Source organism: Actinophytocola sp., from assembly GCF_035712165.1.
Lineage (GTDB): Bacteria > Actinomycetota > Actinomycetes > Mycobacteriales > Pseudonocardiaceae > DASYTH01.
Window position 1 is genome coordinate 1 of record NZ_DASTBH010000461.1, and the last position, 16,887, is coordinate 16,887.

General features: G+C 71.8%; 14 protein-coding genes. 10 read left to right on the forward strand and 4 right to left on the reverse strand.

Features of this window, described 5'->3' with window-relative positions; genetic code table 11:
- The first annotated feature begins 176 nt into the window (after nucleotides 1-176).
- Together VFO68_RS25895 and VFO68_RS25900 are read left to right on the forward strand one after the other, a co-directional pair.
- Nucleotides 177-1,397, forward strand: coding sequence for a cytochrome P450 (locus VFO68_RS25895; RefSeq protein WP_325160992.1), 1,221 nt, complete (start codon nucleotides 177-179; stop codon nucleotides 1,395-1,397).
- Nucleotides 1,385-2,278: a UbiA family prenyltransferase gene (locus VFO68_RS25900; RefSeq protein ID WP_325160993.1), complete on the forward strand. Its 894-nt coding sequence runs from the start codon at nucleotides 1,385-1,387 to the stop codon at nucleotides 2,276-2,278. The genes VFO68_RS25895 and VFO68_RS25900 overlap by 13 nt, the downstream gene beginning before the upstream one ends.
- Before the next feature lie 4 nt (nucleotides 2,279-2,282).
- Here VFO68_RS25900 and VFO68_RS25905 read toward each other — a convergent pair whose 3' ends face one another.
- From VFO68_RS25905 to VFO68_RS25915, 3 genes are all read right to left on the reverse strand, one after another.
- A complete protein-coding gene (locus VFO68_RS25905) occupies nucleotides 2,283-3,089 on the reverse strand; it encodes an SAM-dependent methyltransferase (RefSeq protein ID WP_325160994.1) in 807 nt (268 codons plus the stop codon).
- A 215-nt stretch (nucleotides 3,090-3,304) separates the two neighbouring features.
- A complete protein-coding gene (gene pulA, locus VFO68_RS25910) occupies nucleotides 3,305-6,634 on the reverse strand; it encodes a pullulanase-type alpha-1,6-glucosidase (protein WP_325160995.1) in 3,330 nt (1,109 codons plus the stop codon).
- A gap of 68 nt (nucleotides 6,635-6,702) precedes the next feature.
- Complete coding sequence (locus tag VFO68_RS25915; RefSeq protein WP_325160996.1) at nucleotides 6,703-6,954, reverse strand: hypothetical protein; 252 nt, start codon at nucleotides 6,952-6,954, stop codon at nucleotides 6,703-6,705.
- Between the two features lie 73 nt (nucleotides 6,955-7,027).
- On the opposite strand from VFO68_RS25915, the gene VFO68_RS25920 reads away from it, so the two are divergent.
- On the forward strand, nucleotides 7,028-7,669 hold the full coding sequence (locus tag VFO68_RS25920) for a DUF4230 domain-containing protein (protein ID WP_325160997.1): 642 nt from the start codon (nucleotides 7,028-7,030) through the stop codon (nucleotides 7,667-7,669).
- Between the two features lie 22 nt (nucleotides 7,670-7,691).
- On the forward strand, nucleotides 7,692-9,044 hold the full coding sequence (locus VFO68_RS25925; protein ID WP_325160998.1) for an FAD-binding protein: 1,353 nt from the start codon (nucleotides 7,692-7,694) through the stop codon (nucleotides 9,042-9,044).
- A 9-nt stretch (nucleotides 9,045-9,053) separates the two neighbouring features.
- Here the strand turns inward: VFO68_RS25925 and VFO68_RS25930 are convergent, their stop codons facing one another.
- Nucleotides 9,054-9,347, reverse strand: a complete 294-nt coding sequence (locus VFO68_RS25930; protein ID WP_325160999.1) for an isoamylase early set domain-containing protein — start codon at nucleotides 9,345-9,347, stop codon at nucleotides 9,054-9,056.
- A 96-nt stretch (nucleotides 9,348-9,443) separates the two neighbouring features.
- Between VFO68_RS25930 and VFO68_RS25935 the strand changes: the two genes are divergently transcribed.
- From VFO68_RS25935 to VFO68_RS25960, 6 genes are read left to right on the forward strand one after another with little or no spacing between them, the layout of a single operon-like run.
- A complete protein-coding gene (locus tag VFO68_RS25935; RefSeq protein ID WP_325161000.1) occupies nucleotides 9,444-10,703 on the forward strand; it encodes a sugar ABC transporter substrate-binding protein in 1,260 nt (419 codons plus the stop codon).
- Between the two features lie 5 nt (nucleotides 10,704-10,708).
- Complete coding sequence (locus tag VFO68_RS25940; protein ID WP_325161001.1) at nucleotides 10,709-11,635, forward strand: sugar ABC transporter permease; 927 nt, start codon at nucleotides 10,709-10,711, stop codon at nucleotides 11,633-11,635.
- On the forward strand, nucleotides 11,632-12,450 hold the full coding sequence (locus VFO68_RS25945; protein WP_325161002.1) for a carbohydrate ABC transporter permease: 819 nt from the start codon (nucleotides 11,632-11,634) through the stop codon (nucleotides 12,448-12,450). The genes VFO68_RS25940 and VFO68_RS25945 overlap by 4 nt, the downstream gene beginning before the upstream one ends.
- Nucleotides 12,451-12,459: 9 nt before the next feature.
- Complete coding sequence (locus VFO68_RS25950) at nucleotides 12,460-13,986, forward strand: glucoamylase family protein (RefSeq protein WP_325161003.1); 1,527 nt, start codon at nucleotides 12,460-12,462, stop codon at nucleotides 13,984-13,986.
- Entirely contained in the window at nucleotides 13,967-15,757 is a 1,791-nt protein-coding gene (locus VFO68_RS25955) for a GH39 family glycosyl hydrolase (RefSeq protein ID WP_325161004.1), read from the forward strand. Before VFO68_RS25950 ends, VFO68_RS25955 begins: the two co-directional genes overlap by 20 nt.
- A complete protein-coding gene (locus VFO68_RS25960) occupies nucleotides 15,754-16,791 on the forward strand; it encodes a LacI family DNA-binding transcriptional regulator (RefSeq protein ID WP_325161005.1) in 1,038 nt (345 codons plus the stop codon). Before VFO68_RS25955 ends, VFO68_RS25960 begins: the two co-directional genes overlap by 4 nt.
- The last annotated feature ends 96 nt before the right edge of the window (nucleotides 16,792-16,887 follow it).

Here is a 16,887-nt window from a genome sequence, read left to right on the forward strand (position 1 = left end):
GGGGGGCGCTGCTCCGGCTGGCCGGCGAACCGTACCCGGCGCTGTGGCACGACAAGGACCTCTACACGCCGGCGCGGATCGTGCGCGCCGAGGGGCTGGCCGCGCTGCACCTGGCCGGCGTCCGGCTCGGCGGATGGTGACGGGTCACGGGAGACACCCGATGGGGAGGAGCGTTCGTGAACTGGTTGGAACTGGCCATGGCGGTACGGCCACTGGCCACCCTGGAGTCCCATGTGGACACCGCGGGCCGGGTGCTGGCGGTACGCCCGGACAAGTTGCTGGTATGGCAACCGGAACTGCTGGACTGGCTGTTCCGGTCGGACGCGCAGCTGTGCCATACCGGCGGGCGCAGCCTGACCCCGCTGTTCGGGCCGCGCTCGCTGCTGTGGTCGGAGGGGTCCCGGCACGATGCCTACCGGCGGGTGCTCGGCCCACCGCTGCGCGGAAAGCGGCTCGCCGAGCGGCACGACCTCATCGCCGGGCCGGTGCACCTGGCGATCGACGACCTGGCCGCCGGGCGGGAGGCCGACCTGCTGGACTGGACCCGCGGCATCGCTCTGCGGATCATCGCCGGGCTGCTGCTCGGTCCGGTCGACGACACCCTGCTGGCCGGGGTCACCGACTGGGCGGACAAGGCGTTCGGCGCCCGGCACCGGACGCTCGCCTACCGCTACCTCTTCGGCGGGCTGCCCGGGCCGGACCCCGCGCTGGAGCGGCGTCTGGTCCGCGCGGCGCATGGTTGCGCACCGCCCGCGCTGGCCGAACGGCTGCGACACGGGCCGCTGGCCGGGATCGGCGACCGCGAGTTGCGGGACGCGGTGGTCTCCCTGCTGTTCGCCGGGCACGAGACCACGGCGGCCGGCGCGGCCTGGACGCTGTACTGGCTGGGTCGAAACGCTTCGATACGGCACGACGTGGAGGCCGAACTGGCCGCCACCGGCTCGGACGGGTCGAACCCGGCCGCCGTCCCGCTCCTGCAGGCGGTCGTCCTCGAATCGCTTCGACTGACCCCGCCGGCCACCCTCGCCGGGCACCGGACCGTGCCCGAGGACCGGCCGGCGCCGGGCCGGGACCTGGCCGCGGGCACGACCCTCACCCCGGCGATCTACGCCGCGCACCGCCATCCCGACGCCTGGCCGGAGCCGACCCGGTTCGACCCGGGCCGGTTCCGGCAGGGACGGCCACTGCCACAGCACTACCTGCCGTTCGGTGGCGGGTCCCGGTACTGCCTGGGCAGCCAGCTCGCGCTCCTGGAGATCCGGATGATCGCGGCAGCGCTGCTGCTGCGCCGCCGGCGGTGGCGGCTGGCCGGGCGGGCCGGCCGGGCCGGCCGGCTGCGCGGCCAGATCCTGGCACCCGCCGGGGTGACGCTGCGGGTGCCGAGATGCCAGCGTTAGCCCGGGACCTCGCCGCGATCCACCGCCTGGAGTTCCCGTTCTCGGTCAACTACCTGTGCTACGCCACCTGGGGCGCCGCGGTCGCGGCCGGCGACCCGGCGCGGCTCGCCGACCCGGCAGTGCCGGCCGCGGTCATCGCCAACCTGCTGCTGATCGTCGCGGCCCTGGCCCTCAACACCGCCGCCGACACCCGCACCGACACCCGCCACCCGGAACGGTCCGCGGTCGCGGCGGCGCTGCGCCGGGTCGGCCGGCGCCGCGTGATCGGGTTGGCCACGGCCGAACTGGCCGTCGCGCTGCTGCTGGCCGGCGCGGTGGCGGCGGGTACCGGGCGGCCGATGATCCTGGCCGCGGCGGTCCTGGCCGTGGTCCTGCAGGTGCTCTACAACCTCGACCCGGTCCGGCTCAAACGGCGCGGCCTGCCGGGGGTGGTGGCCTTCTGCGCGGCCGTGTTCGTGCTGCCGTTCCTGCTGGCCCACTGGGCGGTGCGGCCCGGCGTCGACCCGGCGTCCTGGCCCGTCGCCGGCGGCCTCGGCATCCTCGCGGTCGCCCGGATGACCCTGTGGTCGGTGCCCGACCGCGCCGCCGACACCGCGGCCGGACTGGGCACCCCCGCCGCACGCCACGGTCCGGCCGGCGCCGCCGCCCTGTCCCTGACCGCGTTCGTCACCGGGCTGACCCTCACCGGCTGGGGTCTGTGGCGCCAGTACGGCCTCGGCTGGGCCGTGCCGCTGGTCACCCTCCAGGCCTGGCCGGCCTCCACCGCCGCCACCGTGCTGCGCCACCCGCACTCCCCCACCGACTCCTGGCACCTGCGGCACCGGGCCTTCCCGCCGGCCACCCTCGCCATGATCGGCATGACGGTGGCCCCCCTCACCTGAGCGCTCAGGGTTTGCGGGCCAGGGCGGCGTTGATGGGGACGCGCTCGGGGTTGCGCACCTGGTCGTCGTCCTCGGGATCGGGGCGCCACAGCGGGACCGGCACGATGCCGGGCGGGACGAGGTCCAGGCCGGCGAAGAAGGGCTCCAGGGCCTGCCGGTCGCGCAGGCTGACCTGCGGGCGGGGTCCGAAGCCCATCTGGTCGAACAGGCCGAAGCCGTTGACGAGCTGGTCGTCGGGGCCGTAGTGCGACAACCCGAGGAAGCTGCCCGGGCAGAACGCGGCCAGATACCCGCGCAGGATCGCCTGCGGATCCTGCTCGTCGGGGATGTGCTGCATGGTGTCGATCGCCAGCAGCGCGACCGGCGCCGCCAGGTCCAGCAGCGACACCTGCCGCAGCACGGTGTCCGGCAGGCGCACGTCGGCGTGCAGATACTCGGCGTTGTCGGTCCCGGTGAGCAGCGCGCGTCCCTCGGCGGCCACCCCGGGGTCGTTGTCCACGTACACCACGCGGGTCAACGGTTCGACCCGCCGGGCGATCTCGTGCACGTGACCCAGCGCCGGCACACCCGATCCGAGGTCGAGAAACTGCCGAATGCCCTGCCCGATCAGGTAGCGCACCATCCGGCGCAGCAACGTGCGCTGGGCCCGCACCAGATAGGGAACATGCGGCACGCACACCGCCGTACGGTCGGCGAAGACGCGGTCGGACTCGCGGTTGTGCGAGCCGCCCAGCCAGTAGTCGCGAATGCGAGCGATGCTCGGCGGGGCCGTATCGTTCCCGTCCGCCGCGGCCGTGACAGAAAAAGCCATTCGAGCGACACCATTTCTTCCGACTGAGAAGTTTGCCCACCCCGCGGCGCACTCAACAAGAGAGATTGTGACCATACTCGAACCGCGGTACCACCGCTACCAGTCCGATCCGGCTCCCGAAACCCGGACCCGTCGCATGAATACCGGCCAATTAACCGACGGTTTCAGTGAACTGATTTCGGTCAGTTTGGATCAGTTGTCACCGTTGCCCGCGACTACTGCCTGGTGGTGAACACCGCGACGGTCCGGGGCGGCACCGTGAACGCGCCCGTGGCCCGGTCGTAGCCGGCCGAGCGCACCACCGGGTCACCGCCCAACGCCTGCACCGGATGCAGGGTGTAACGGGCGCCGGCCAGCGCCGGCAGGGTCTGGGTGGTGGACGCGGGCGTGGCGTTGACGACCACCACGATGCCTTCGGTGCGCGGGTCGAGGTCGGGTCCGGCGCGGTCGTCGAGGGTCATCACGATCACGCCGGGGGTCTGCTCCGGCCCGCCGGTCGGGAATCCCACGCGCTGCTGCACCAACTGCGCCGAGCCGAGCCGGAACAGCGGCGAGGAGAACCGGATGCGCAACAGTTCCCGCGCCCGGTCGTGCGCGGCGCGGATGTCCGCCGGGCGGGGCGCGAGCGCCGGGTCGGCCAGCAGCGGGCGCATGAAGTCCCACTTCGGCTCGTTGTCCCCGCGCGGCGGCAGACCCGACCCCCAGGTGGTGTCCCGGTAGGACCAGTCCACCCGGTTGAACCAGTCGCCTGAGTTGAAACTGTTGCGGTCCAACGACTTCGACCGCAGCAGGTCGGTGCCGGCATGCCAGAACGCCGGCCCCTGGGCCAGCGCCACGCTGGCCAGCGCGACCGTGTTCATCCGTACCCGGTCGGCCATCGCCGTGCCGGATGGCAGCTTGTACTGCAGCGCGTCGAACAGCGTCTCGTTGTCGTGCGCGTCGACGTAGGTGATCGTCTCGCTGGGATCGGCGGCATAGCCGGCCGGCTGGCCGTTGTAGTCCACCTGGGCGCCGCGCACGGTCGCGCCGGTCCGGTCGACGAAGGTGTAGTCGCGCAGGTTTCCGGCCAGGCCGACCTTGATCTGGTCGTGGTAGAGCAGCAGCCGGGCCCGTTGTTGCTCGATGGTCCCATTCACCGGGTCACCATTGGGATCGTTGAACAATCCACTCGCGAACCCTTGGATGCGGGGATTGGCGTCGAACGGGCCGCCGCCGCGGACCGCGTCGCGCAGCCGGTCGGAGAACGTGCCGATCCCGGTGCCGGCCAGGTTCAGTTGGGAGGCCTGGGTGAACCGGGCGTTGTCGGCCACCTCGCCGAAGTTCCAACCCTCGCCGTAGAGGTAGACGGCGCGGCCGTCCACGCCGTCCCGCTGCGGGGTCAGCGCGTCCAGCGCCGCCCGCACAGCCAGCATGTTCTCCTTGGAGTGGTGTCCCATCAGGTCGAACCGGAACCCGTCCACCTTGTACTCACGTGCCCAGGTGACCACCGAGTCGACCATGAGCTTGCCCATCATCCGGTGCTCGGTCGCCGTGTTGGCGCAGCAGGTGGAGTTCTCCACCCGGCCGGTCGCCGAGAGCCGGTGGTAGTAGCCGGGCACGATCCGGTCCAGGATCGAGTTGGGGCTCTGCCCGGCGGCCGGGGTGTGGTTGTAGACCACGTCCATGACCACCCGCAGGCCCGCCCGGTTGACCGCCCCGACCATCTCGCGGAACTCGCGGTTGCGCGCGGTGCCGTCCGGGTTGGTCGAGTACGACCCCTCCGGGGTGGTGTAGTGCAACGGGTCGTACCCCCAGTTGAACCCGTCGGTGTCCCGGATGGGTTCCAGGCACGCCTGCTGGTCCTCGGCGGCCGGGCCGAACGACTCCAGGTCGCAGTTCGGCCGCTGCTGGGCGTCGCGGCGCTCCTCGACACTGGCGAGGTCGTTGGTGGGCAACAGGTGCAGCGAGGTCAGGCCGGCCTGCGCCAGCCCGCGCAGGTGCCGCATGCCGCTGCTGTTCTGGTCGGTGAACGCCAGATAGGTGCCCCGGTGCGCGGCCGGGACGCTCCGGTCGTTGATCGAGAAGTCGCGCACGTGCAGTTCGTAGACGGTGGTGTCCTCGGGTTTGGCCAACCGGGGTTTGGCCAGCCGGTCCCAGCCGTCCGGCCGCAGCGCCCGGTCGTCGAGGTCGACCAGGATCGACCGGGCGGCGTTGGTGGTCAGCCCGAGCGAGTACGGGTCGGTCACCACGTTGCTGAGCACCCGGTCCTCACCCGGGACGTACACGGTCACCTCGAAGGCGTACCGGGCGTCGCGCCAGGACGGGTGGCCGGTGACCCGCCAGACGCCGTCCGCGTCCCGGCGCATCGCCACCCGCCGCTCCGGCGCCGGTCCGGTCTCGTCCAGCAGCAGGGTGACCGTCTTGGCAGTGGGCGCCCAGAGCGCGAGCGCCGGCCGGTGGCCGTGCCAGGCGGGACCGAGCTTGGCGTTCGCCGCCGCCGCGTAGAGGTCGTCGAGCACCCCGTGGTTCTGCACCCCGGTGGCGTCGACCAGCCGTCCGGCGGGGTCGAAGGCGGCGACGGCCGCCTGCCCGGTGAGGATCGCGGCCAGGTCGGCGGCCGGCACCCGCAACGCCTCGTAGGCCGCCAGATGCGGGTAGCGCTGGCGCAACGGGGCCGGCAGCCCGGCCGGATCCCGTTGCAGGGCAACCGACTCGCCGCCGTTGACCCCGTCCGCCGTCGCGACGAGTCCGCCCCGCGGGGCGTGGTAGAGCCGGAAGGTCCAGTTCGCCGCGGCGTCCGGCAGGTCCAGCGCGATCACGTCGCGGGTCAGCCACTGCGCCCGCTGCTCGCGCAGGTTCGGCGGGGCGAGTCCGGCCGTCACGGTGAGCACGTGGGTGGCGAGCACATAGCTGAACGTGGTGCGATCACCGTCCGCGGCCACGAAGAACGGGATGTTCGCCCCGTTCGGCACGCCGCCTGCCCCGTAGTTCTCCGCCCAGGACAGTCCGTGCGCCACCTTGACCTCGTACTGTCCGGCCGGGATGTCCGTGGTGGAGAAGGTGAACACGCCGTCTCCGTCCGGATCCTGCAGCCAGGACCGCATGCACTCCGGCGCCCAGTCGCCGGGGCAACCCAGCTCGCTGGTGAAGCTGCCCGGCGCGGTGACGATCGGTCCCTGCGCGCTGCTGGTCACCCAGTGCGTGCCGTGGTCGTAGTAGAACGAGACGGGCCCACCCGTTGTGGTGTAAGGGATGTTGGCGCCGCCCGGCACCCCGCCCGCGCCGTAGTTCTCGGTCCAGGCGTTGTTCAGCGCCGCCTTGTACTCGTAGGAGCCGGCCGGCACCGCGAAGGAGCCCTTCCAGACCCCGTCGGCGGGATCGAGGGTGAGCTGCGCCTGCGCGCACTCCGGCTGCCAGTCCCCGGCGCAGCCCAGCGCGCTGCCGTGCGAGCCGGGCACCGAGACCGCCTGCGGCGGCGGTGTGTGGTCGGCAACGGCGGTGGGCGCCGTGACCAGGGTCGGCACCAGTACCGCGGCGGCGAGCGCGGCGAGGCGGCGGAGGCTCATGTGCAGCAACTCTGCCGGCTGCCGGCGCGACGTCAATCCGCCAAAGGTCTACTGACCCCTGCTCCGGCTCAGCCGTTGCCCCCGTCGAGTCCGCCCCCGCCGAGGCCGTCGGTGCCGCCGTAGCGAGACAGCAGGCCGGGAAGCTCGGCCCGGTCGGCCGGCGGCAGCGCGACGTCGGCCGGCCGTCCGTCCCGCCCCTGGATCCGCCGCATCTCCTCGCGTAGCTCCCGCCGTTCGGCCAGGCTGCCGCCCCGCAGGTAGCGCCACACCCCGAACAGGACCGCGATCCCCAGTAACCCCAGTACCACCCAGACCGTCATGATCCCAGTATCCGCGCCCGCCGGCCCGGGCCGCGCCTGGTTTTCCGGGGTGGCCAGTGGGTATCCATCCGTCATGGCTGCCGACGAGCGCAAGCGCCAATGGCGGATCGTGGGATTCCTGGCCGGGGTGGTTGTCCTCGTGCTGGGGGTCATGGGCGTGACCACCCTGCTACCGAACCTGAACCCGTTCTCCAGCAAGGACGTGGACCGCAGCCAGCCGGTGCTGCTGCAGTCGATCAAGGACCTGGCCCAGTTCCATGCCGCGGTCGGGGAGTTCCAGGTCGTCATCGACCTGGAGAAGGACGTCAACTGGGTGCCGTCGTTCCTGGCCGGGGAGCGTGCCCTGTTCGTCGCCGCCGGGACGGTCAACGCCTACGTCGACTTCTCCCAGCTCAAGAACGACGCCCTGAAGGTCTCGCCGGACCGCAAGTCGGTGGAGATCCGACTGCCTCCCGCACAGCTGGACAAGCCGAACCTGGACCAGAAGCGCAGCTACCTCTTCGCTCAGCAGCGCGGCATCTGGGACCGCCTGACCTCCCTGTTCGAGGTGCCTGACCAGCAACAGTTCTACACCGCGGGCGAGCAGAAGATCGCGGAGGCGGCCAAGAGCGCCGGGCTGCTCGAACGCGCCGACAAGAACACCCGGGCCATGCTGATCGGCATGATCCAGCCGCTGGGTTACCAGGTCACCTTCGCCAGCGACACCGCCTCGTAGCCCGCACGGCACGATGAGTGCCATGCATCTCGACCGGACGACCGCGCCGGGCGGCATCGAGATTCCGGGACTGGACGGCGAGCTCGTCGTCGACCCCGCGGTGCTGGCCGAGGCGGGCGAGGACTACGGGCACGTGGTGCGGCGGCCTCCGGTCGCCGTGCTGCGGCCCGGCTCGGTGCGCGACATCGTCACCGCGGTGCGGTTCGCCAACCAGCACGGCATCACCGTCGCGATGCGCGGCCAGGGCCACGGGGTGTACGGCGCCGCGCGGGCCACCCTGGTGATCGACTCCAGGGCGCTGGCGACGATCCACCGGATCGACCCGGACAGCGCGGTGGTCGACGCCGGCGTGCGCTGGGGCGACCTGACCCGCGCCGCGCTGGCCGCCGGCCGCACACCTCCGGTCGCCACCGACTACCTCGGCCTCTCGGTCGGCGGCACGCTGTCCGTGGGCGGGATCGGGGGCGCCAGCGGGCGGCACGGGCTGCAGGTGGACACCGTGCGGGAGCTGGAGGTGGTGACCGGGGACGGCCGGCTGGTGCGCTGCTCGGCCCGGCACGACGCCGAGCTGTTCGACGCCGTACTCGGCGGTCTCGGCCAGTTCGGGATCATCGCGCGGGCCACCGTCGCCCTGGTTGCGGCCCGGGCGACCGCGCGGATCTACCGGCTCACCTATGCCAGCGTCGCGGCGCTCACCGCCGGGCAGCGCACGGTGCTCGCCGACGGCCGGTTCGACCACCTGCAGGGCCAGGTGCTCCCGGAGGAGGGCGGCGGCTATCGCTACGAGCTGGAGGGCGCGGTCTACTACACCGCCCCGAACTCCCCCGCCGACGCCGCGGTGCTGGCCGGACTGAGCCCGCTGACCACCGAGATCGAGGAGCTGCCGTACTTCGACTGGCTGAACCGGATCTCGGAGATCGTCGACGAGCTGGCGGAGCTGCGCCTGCCCAACCCGTGGCTCAACCTGTTCCTGCCGGACACCGTGGTGGACGAGTTCGTCGCTCGCACGCTGGCCGACCTCACCCCCGCCGACACCGGCGGCGGGGTGATCCTGCTCTACCCGGTTCGCCGCGAGGCGCTGACCCGCCCGTTCGTGCCGGTGCCGCGCACCCCGGTGGTGTTCCTGTTCTCCTTGCTGCGCATGGTGATCCCGCCGGACCGGGCCGAGGTGCGGCGGCTGCTCCGCGCCAACGCCGAGCTCTACGAACAGGCCCGGGAACTCGGCGCGACCCAGTACGCCATCGGCGCCATTCCGATGACCCCGCAGGACTGGCGCCGGCACTACGGCGCCGAGTATCCGAGAGTCGTCGCGGCCAAGGCACGCTTCGACCCGCAGCACATTCTCACGCCCGGCCCGCAGATCTTCCCGGAGTAGCCGGGGAGCTTAGAGGGCGGTGGCGATGACGAGGCTGTCGTCGTCGATGCGCTGGACGGCGGGGTGGTCGGTTTCGTTGCTCCAGTGGTTGTTCTCGGCCAGGTAGCGGAACCGGAGCGGGGTGCCTTCGGGGACGGTGAGGGCCAGGGAGCGGGTGCCGTTGCTGCGTCTGCGTAGTTCATGCACGCCGGGCTGCCAGCTGTTGAAGTCCCCGACCACGCTGACTCGGCCGGGCGGGTGGTTGGCGGGCAGGACGAACGTCAACCGAACATCACCGCCGCGGGCGCGGATCATCCGAAGCATGGCGCAGTGCTACCAGCCGGTGGCTGTTGACATTGGGAGCCGCGCCGGGGAGGGTGTGATGTAAACGTTTACATCCGCCGGGAGGTGGGCTCAGTGGTGAGTCGACGGGCACGGGTCACGAGCGTGGTGCTGGCGGGGGTACTGGCGGCGGGGTGTGGGCGGGGCGGCGGACAGAACGACGACCAGGCGGCGGCGCCGGTGAACGAGGGCCCGGCCACCGGCGAGATCACCGTCTGGGCCATGGGCACCGAGGGTGAGAAGTTATCGGTGCTGGCCAAGGACTTCGAGGCGGCGAACCCGCAGGCCAAGGTCAACGTGACGGCGATCCCGTGGGACGCGGCGCACGACAAGATCTCCACCGCGATCGCGGGGCGGCAGACGCCGGACGTGAGCCTGGTCGGCACCACCTACATGGCCGAGTTCGCCAGGTCCGGAGCGCTGGACCCGACGCCCGAGACGATCGACGGCAAGCGGTTCTTCCCCGGCGGGTGGGACACCACGGTGGTGGACGGGAAGTCCTACGGAGTGCCCTGGTACGTGGAGACGCGACTGCTGTACTACCGCACCGATCTCGCCCAGAAGGCAACCGAGCAGGCGCCGGGGAACTGGGCGGAACTGACCGGGTTCGCCACCGGGATGAAGCAGGACGCGGGCGCGAAGTGGGGGATCAACCTGCAGGCCGGCGGCAAGGGCGCCTGGCAGACCTTCATGCCGTTCGTGTGGCAGGCGGGCGGCGACATCACCGACGACAGCGCCAAGAAGTACACTTTGGACAGTCCGGAAGTGGTCAAGGCGCTGGAGTACTACAAGAGCTTCTTCGACGCGCAGCTCACGCCGGCGACGCTGTTGCGGCCCGGCGAGTTGGAGCAGGGCTTCGTGGACGGGTCGTTCGGCTCGTTCTTCTCCGGCCCGTGGCACATGAGCCTGATCCGCGAGCAGGGCGGCGCCGGCCTCGACGGCAAGTGGGCGGTGGCCCGGATGCCCAAGGAGAAGGCCGGCACCTCGTTCGTCGGCGGCGGGGACCTCGCCGTGTTCAAGGACGCCAAGAACCGGGACACCGCCTGGAAGTTCGTGCAGTACCTGACCCGGCCCGAGGTCCAGGTCAAGTGGTACGGCGAGACCGGCGACCTGCCGTCGGTGCGGGATGCCTGGCAGGACACGAAACTCTCCGGTGACCCCATGCTCAAGACGTTCGGCGAGCAACTCGACGATGCCAAGTCGCCACCGGCCATCGCCACCTGGGAGCAGGTCGCCACGGTGATCGACACCAAGCTGGAGGAGGTCGTCAAGGGCGTCACCGCGCCGGCCGACGCGGCCAGGGCGATGCAGTCCGAGGCCACCTCGATCGGCCTGTAGCGGCCATGGTCAGCGAGGCGATCACGATCCGCCGCGGCACGGCGCGCAGGCCGATGAGCCTGCGTGCCCGTCGCGGCCTGATCGCCTGGGGCTTCGCCCTGCCGTTCGTGGCGCTGTTCGCGTCGTTCATGGCCGGGCCGGTGCTGGCCTCGCTCGCGATCAGCTTCACCGACCTGCGCGGCACCGACCTGCGCGACCCGTTCGCGGTGAACCTGGTCGGCTTCGACAACTACGTGCGGTTGCTCGGCGACGAGGTGTTCCTTCAGGCGCTGGGCAACACCGCGACGTTCGTGCTGGGCAGCGTGCCGCTGACCATCGGGCTGGCGCTCGCGGTGGCGCTGGCGCTGGATCGCGGCATCACCCGGATGCGCACGTTCTTCCGGGTCGGCTTCTACCTGCCGGTGGTCACCAGCATCGTCGCGGTGGCGATCGTGTGGCGGTTCCTGCTGCAACCGGACAACGGGCTGGTCAACAGCGCGCTGCGCGCCGTCGGCATCGACGGGCCGCACTGGCTGGACCAGCCGGCCACGGCGATGGGTTCGCTGATCGTGATGACCGCCTGGCGCGGCATGGGCTTCGTGATGGTGGTGTTCCTGGCCGGACTCCAGGCGATCCCGCGCACCGTCTACGAGGCGGCCGAGATCGACGGAGCCGGCCGGTGGGCCCGGTTCCGGTTCGTCACCCTGCCGATGCTGCGCGGCACCATGCTGTTCGCCGTGGTGATCACCACGATCGGCCAGTTGCAGTATCTGGAGGAGCCGTTCGTGATGACCAGGGGCGGCCCGCTGAACTCGACCCTGTCGGTGGCCATGAACGTCTACAACCAGTTCGGCTTCGGCAACTACGGCTACGCCAGCGCCATGAGCTACGCGCTGTTCATGGTGATCGTCGCGCTGACCGCCGTCTGGTTCCGGCTGCTGAGGCAGAAATGACGGCGCGCCGGCTGCTGTACGTGGTGCTGGGCCTGGGCCTGGTGGCCTTCGCCGGGCCGTTCGTGTGGATGTTCGCCAGTTCGTTCAAGCCGGAGAGCGAACTGCGCCGGGTGCCGGCGACGTGGCTGCCGGAGACGCTCACCCTGGACAACTACCGCACCATCTTCACCGGGCTGGACTTCCCTACCTACTTCGCCAACTCGGTGATCGTGGCGGTCGCCGTGACCGTGGGCAACCTGGCGCTGTGCTCGATGCTCGGCTACGCCCTGGCCAAGATCGACTTTCCGGGCCGGCGGGTGCTGTTCCTGCTGGTGATCGGCACGCTGATGATCCCGGCGATGGTGACGTTCGTCCCGCAGTTCGTGCTGGTCAGCCAGTTCGGGCTGGTGAACACCTATCCCGGCATGGTGCTGCCGCTGCTGGCCCTGGCCGGCCCGCTCGGGGTTTTCCTGATGCGCCAGTACATCGCGGAACTGCCCGACGAACTGGTGGACGCCGCCCGGATCGACGGCGCCGGCGAGCCGACGATCTTCCTGCGGATCATCCTGCCGCTGGCCCGGCCGGCGCTGGCGGCGCTGGCGATCGTCACGTTCCTGGGCGCCTGGAACAACTTCCTGCTGCCGCTGGTGATGGCGCAGACCGAGGACAAGTACACCCTGCCGGTCGCCCTCGCGCTGTACTCGGTCGGCCAGAACTCCACCCGCTTCGGCCTGCTGATGGCCGGCGCGGTCGTCGTCGTCCTGCCCGTGCTGCTCATCTTCGTGGTCCTGCAACGGTATTTCGTGCAGGGCATCGCGTTGACCGGAATCAAGTAGGAGGCAGAAGTGTTACGCCTGCTCACCGTGCTCGCCACCGTGGCGGCGCTGGCCACCCCGCTGCCGGCGGAGGCCACCCGGCACAACGTGCTGGCGACCTACGCCGCCGACACCTGGCGGTCCATGGCCGCACTGGTCGATCCGGCGACCGCGCTGCCCGCCGACAACATCGACGGAGCGCTGGACCCGGCGTCGCGGTCCCGGTACACCTCCCCCACCAACGTCGGGATGTACCTGTGGGCCACGGTCAGCGCCCGGCACCTCGGCCTGATCCGGACCGGCGAGGCCAAGGACCGGATCCGGCGCACCCTGACCACCCTGCGCACGCTGGCCCGCCATCCGGCGTCCGGCCAGTTCTACAACTGGTACGACCCGGCGACCGGCGCGGTGCTGCGGACCTGGCCGGTGGACGGCAGCACGGTGCACCCGTTCCTGTCCAGTGTGGACAACGGCTGGCTGGCCAGCGGCCTGCTGACGGTCGCCGGTGACCTGCCCGACCTGGCCGGCCCGGCGTGGTCGGTGCTGTCCGGCATGGACTTCGGGTTCTACTACGACCCGGCGGCGCGCGGCGCGGACGTCCCGGCCGGGCTGATCCGGGGCGGCTTCTGGGACGAGCAGCCGCCCGGTTGCTCGGTGCTGGACAACTACCGCGACCGCGGCCCGGAGGTCTGGTACACCTGCCACCACTACGGCGCGTTCAACACCGAGCCGCGGATCGCCAGCTACATCGGCATCGCGCTGGGCCAGATCCCGGCCGCGCACTACTTCGCGGGCTGGCGCACCTTCCCGCCGACCTGCGACTGGTCCTGGCAGGAGCAGCAGCCGGTCGGGCACGACGCGACCTACCTCGGCGTGCCGGTGTTCGAGGGCACCTACGCCTACCGGGGCATGCGGCTGGTGCCCACCTGGGGCGGCAGCATGTTCGAGGCGCTGATGGTGCCGCTGGTGGTGCCGGAGGAGACCTGGGGGCCACGCAGTTGGGGGCGCAACCACCCGCGCTACGTCAAGGCGCAGATCGAGCACGGACTGACCGAAGCCCGGTACGGCTACTGGGGTTTCTCGCCGTCGAACAACCCGGACGGCACCCCGCCCTACCGGGAGTGGGGCGTGGACGCGATCGGGATGGACGGACCCGGCTACACCTCCGACGTCCAGCGCACCTCGGTGGACGACGGCTTCGGTGACTGCCCGGACCGGCCGGCCGTGCCGCCGCCGGCGTCCTTCGGCGACGGCGTGGTGACACCGCACGCCTCGTTCCTGGCCCTGCGTTACGCGCCGCACGCCGCACTGTCCAACTTGGACAAACTGCGGCGGGACTTCGGCGCCTACGGGCCGGGCGGTTTCTACGACGCGGTCAACGTGGGCACGGGTGCGGTGTCGCGCACCTACCTGGCGCTGGACCAGGGCATGGTGCTCGCCGCCGCGACCAACGCACTGCGCGGCGACGTGCTGCGCCGGGCATTCACCAACGGGCCGATCGCCAGGCTGCGCCCGCTGATCGCGATGGAGGACTGGCGTGACGTCCAAGGCGGATAGCCTGACCCCGGTACTGCCGGCACCGGCGGCGCTGCGCGCCGAGCCCGGACTCGGCCACGTGACACTGGACTGGCAGCCGGTGCCGGACGCGGTCGGCTACCTGGTGCTGCGGGCCGACGATCCGGCCGGCCCGTTCGAGGTGGTCGACCACCGCGGCGGGGACGTGCTGGCCGTGCCGCACCCGCCGTACGCCGATACCACCGGCGAACCCGGCCGTACCTACCACTACGCGGTGGTGGCCATGGCCGACGTCGCCGTCCCGGGGGAGCGAGGCGAGCCGGTCGCCGCCTCGGCTACGGCGGACCCGGGCGCGCCGCCGGTCGTGCGTGCCCGGGTCCGCGCGAACCGGGTGGCCGGCCCGGTGCACCGGCCGTGGCGGGAACTGATCGGCTCCGAGCACCTGAGCCTGTTGCTGAGCCAGGAAACCGTCGGCGGGCGGCCGATCGGCGCCGAGCTCGCCGAGGCGTTGCGGCTGGCCCGCGAGGAACTGGGCGTCCGGACGGTGCGCGCGCACGCGATCCTGGGCGACGACCTCGGCGTGTACCGGGAGGTGGACGGTCAGCCGGTGTACGACTTCAGCGGCGTGGACCGCGTCTACGACCGGGTCCTCGGGCTGGGGCTGCGGCCGGTCGTGGAACTGTCCTACATGCCGAGGGATCTGGCCGCGGACCCGGAGCGGACCGTGTTCGAGTACCGGGGGATCATCTCCCCGCCCCGGGACTGGGACCGCTGGGCCGAACTGGTCCGCGCGCTGGTCGCCCATCTGGTGGATCGCTACGGCCTGACCGAGGTGCGGGACAACTGGGCCTTCGAGGTGTGGAACGAGGCCAACCTCGACGTGTTCTGGACGGGCACCCGGGAGGAGTACTTCCGGCTCTACGACGTCACCGCCCGGGCGGTGAAGGAGGTCGACGCCGGCCTGCGCGTGGGTGGGCCGGCGTCGGCCGCGGCCGGGTGGATCGGCGCACTGCTCGACCACCTGGAGACCTCGGGCGCGCCCCTGGACTTCCTGTCCACGCATACCTACGGCAGCCCGCCGCTGGACCTGCGGCCGCTCGCCGCCCGGCACGGCCGGGCCGACCTAAGTCTACTGTGGACGGAGTGGGGCCCCACGCCGACCCATTTCAACCCGGTCGGCGACGACACGTTCGCCGCCGCGTTCCTGTTGCGCGGCATGCGATCGGCCGGCGGGCGGATCGACGGGCTCGGGCACTGGGTGATCTCCGACCACTTCGAGGAGCTGGGCCGGCCGCCTGCGCTGTTCCACGGCGGGTTCGGCCTGCTCACCGTCGGAAACCTGCGCAAGCCGCGGTACTGGGCGTTGTGGCTGGCCAACCAGCTCGGTGACGAGGAGCTCACCGCGGAGCTGACCGGGGACGGGGCCGGCGGGCTGGTCGAGGTCTGGGCGGCCCGCCGGTCCGACGGCACGGTCGGCGTGCTGGTGTGGAACCTCGGCCTGGACCAGAACCTGTCCAACGGCGCCGACCGGCTGGACCGCGTGGTGCGGCTGCGGGTCGACGGGTTGCCGCAGGCGGCCTACCTGGTGCGGCACTACCGGATCGACCGCAACCATTCGAACGTGCAACGGGTCTGGGAGCGGCTCGGCGGCGGCGACTGGCCGGACGCGGACCAGTGGGCGACGCTGGAGGCGGCTAACGTGCTGGAGGAACTGTCCGAGCGGCTGCAGGTCGCACCGGACACCACGACCGTGACCGTAACGTTCTCGCTGCCCATGCCGGGCATCTCCTACCTGGAGCTCACCGGAGGATGACCGACAAGACGCCGACCGTGCACGACGTGGCCCGCCGCGCCGGGGTGTCCACGGCCACCGTGTCCCGGGCGCTCAGCGACGCCGACAAGCTGCATCCGGACACCCTGGAACGGGTCCGGCAGGCGATCGAGGAACTGGGCTACCTGCCCAACGGCGCGGCCCGCGGGCTCACGTCGCGCAAGACCCGGGTGCTGGCGCTGTGCTTTCTCGACCAGGGCGACCCGGAGTCCGACGCGGGCGACGACGCGATGCTCTACATCGACGGCGTGGTGCGCGGAATGGAGCGCGCGGCCCGGGAGCGGGGCTACGCGATCCTGATCGGCGCCGTGCAGGACCCGGACGCGGCGCTGGACCTGGCGGTGTCGCTGGCCAGCCGGGCCGACGGGATCGTGCTGCTCGGCCAGGCCGCACCCAGCTCGGCGATCCAGCGGCTCAAACGGCTGCCGGTGGTGGTCGTGGCCGGGCGGTGCGAGGACGACCAGGGCTGGGTCGACCAGGTTCGGGTGGACAACGCCGCCGGCATGACCGAACTGGTCACCCATCTGATCGAGGTGCACGGCCACACGCGGTTGGCCTACCTGGGCGGCCCGGCGGACTCGCCGGACGCCGCCGAACGCTGGGCGGCGTTTCGCGCCACGCTCACCGCCGCCGGGCTGCCGGTGCCGCTGCCGCTGGTCGGCGACTTCACCCAGCACACCGGGGCGCAGGCCGCCGAGGTGCTGGATCCGGTGCCGGGCGCCGTGGTGTGCGCCAACGACCAGATGGCCATCGGCCTGATGACCGCGCTGCGCGACCGCGGCGTGCGGGTGCCCGAGGAGGTGGCCGTGGTCGGTTTCGACGGCATCGACCTCGGCCGGCACGTCCGCCCGGCCCTGACCACCGTCCGCCAACCCATGCAGCCCATCGGCGCTGCCGCCGTCACCCTGCTCGAACGCCGCCTGCGGGTCCGCGACCTGCCGCCGGAGGACCTGCGGCTGCCCACCCAGCTGATCATCCGGGCCAGTTGCGGCTGCCCTATCCCGCGGCTTGCGTGAGTACGTCCTCGACCGTGGCGATGAGCAACGCGACCTTGTAGCCGGTCATCGGCAGCGGGGTGGCGCCGTCGCCGGCGAGCCGGGCGGCGCCGGCCA

Bases quoted from the DNA above. Each gene is read 5' to 3' on its own strand.
- VFO68_RS25940 (WP_325161001.1), top strand. From the start codon at position 10,709: ATGGTCAGCGAGGCGATCACGATCCGCCGCGGCACGGCGCGCAGGCCG.
- pulA (WP_325160995.1), bottom strand. From the start codon at position 6,634: ATGAGCCTCCGCCGCCTCGCCGCGCTCGCCGCCGCGGTACTGGTGCCG.
- VFO68_RS25915 (WP_325160996.1), bottom strand. From the start codon at position 6,954: ATGACGGTCTGGGTGGTACTGGGGTTACTGGGGATCGCGGTCCTGTTC.
- VFO68_RS25900 (WP_325160993.1), top strand. From the start codon at position 1,385: ATGCCAGCGTTAGCCCGGGACCTCGCCGCGATCCACCGCCTGGAGTTC.
- VFO68_RS25945 (WP_325161002.1), top strand. From the start codon at position 11,632: ATGACGGCGCGCCGGCTGCTGTACGTGGTGCTGGGCCTGGGCCTGGTG.
- VFO68_RS25930 (WP_325160999.1), bottom strand. From the start codon at position 9,347: ATGCTTCGGATGATCCGCGCCCGCGGCGGTGATGTTCGGTTGACGTTC.
- VFO68_RS25960 (WP_325161005.1), top strand. From the start codon at position 15,754: ATGACCGACAAGACGCCGACCGTGCACGACGTGGCCCGCCGCGCCGGG.
- VFO68_RS25905 (WP_325160994.1), bottom strand. From the start codon at position 3,089: ATGGCTTTTTCTGTCACGGCCGCGGCGGACGGGAACGATACGGCCCCG.
- VFO68_RS25920 (WP_325160997.1), top strand. From the start codon at position 7,028: ATGGCTGCCGACGAGCGCAAGCGCCAATGGCGGATCGTGGGATTCCTG.
- VFO68_RS25925 (WP_325160998.1), top strand. From the start codon at position 7,692: ATGCATCTCGACCGGACGACCGCGCCGGGCGGCATCGAGATTCCGGGA.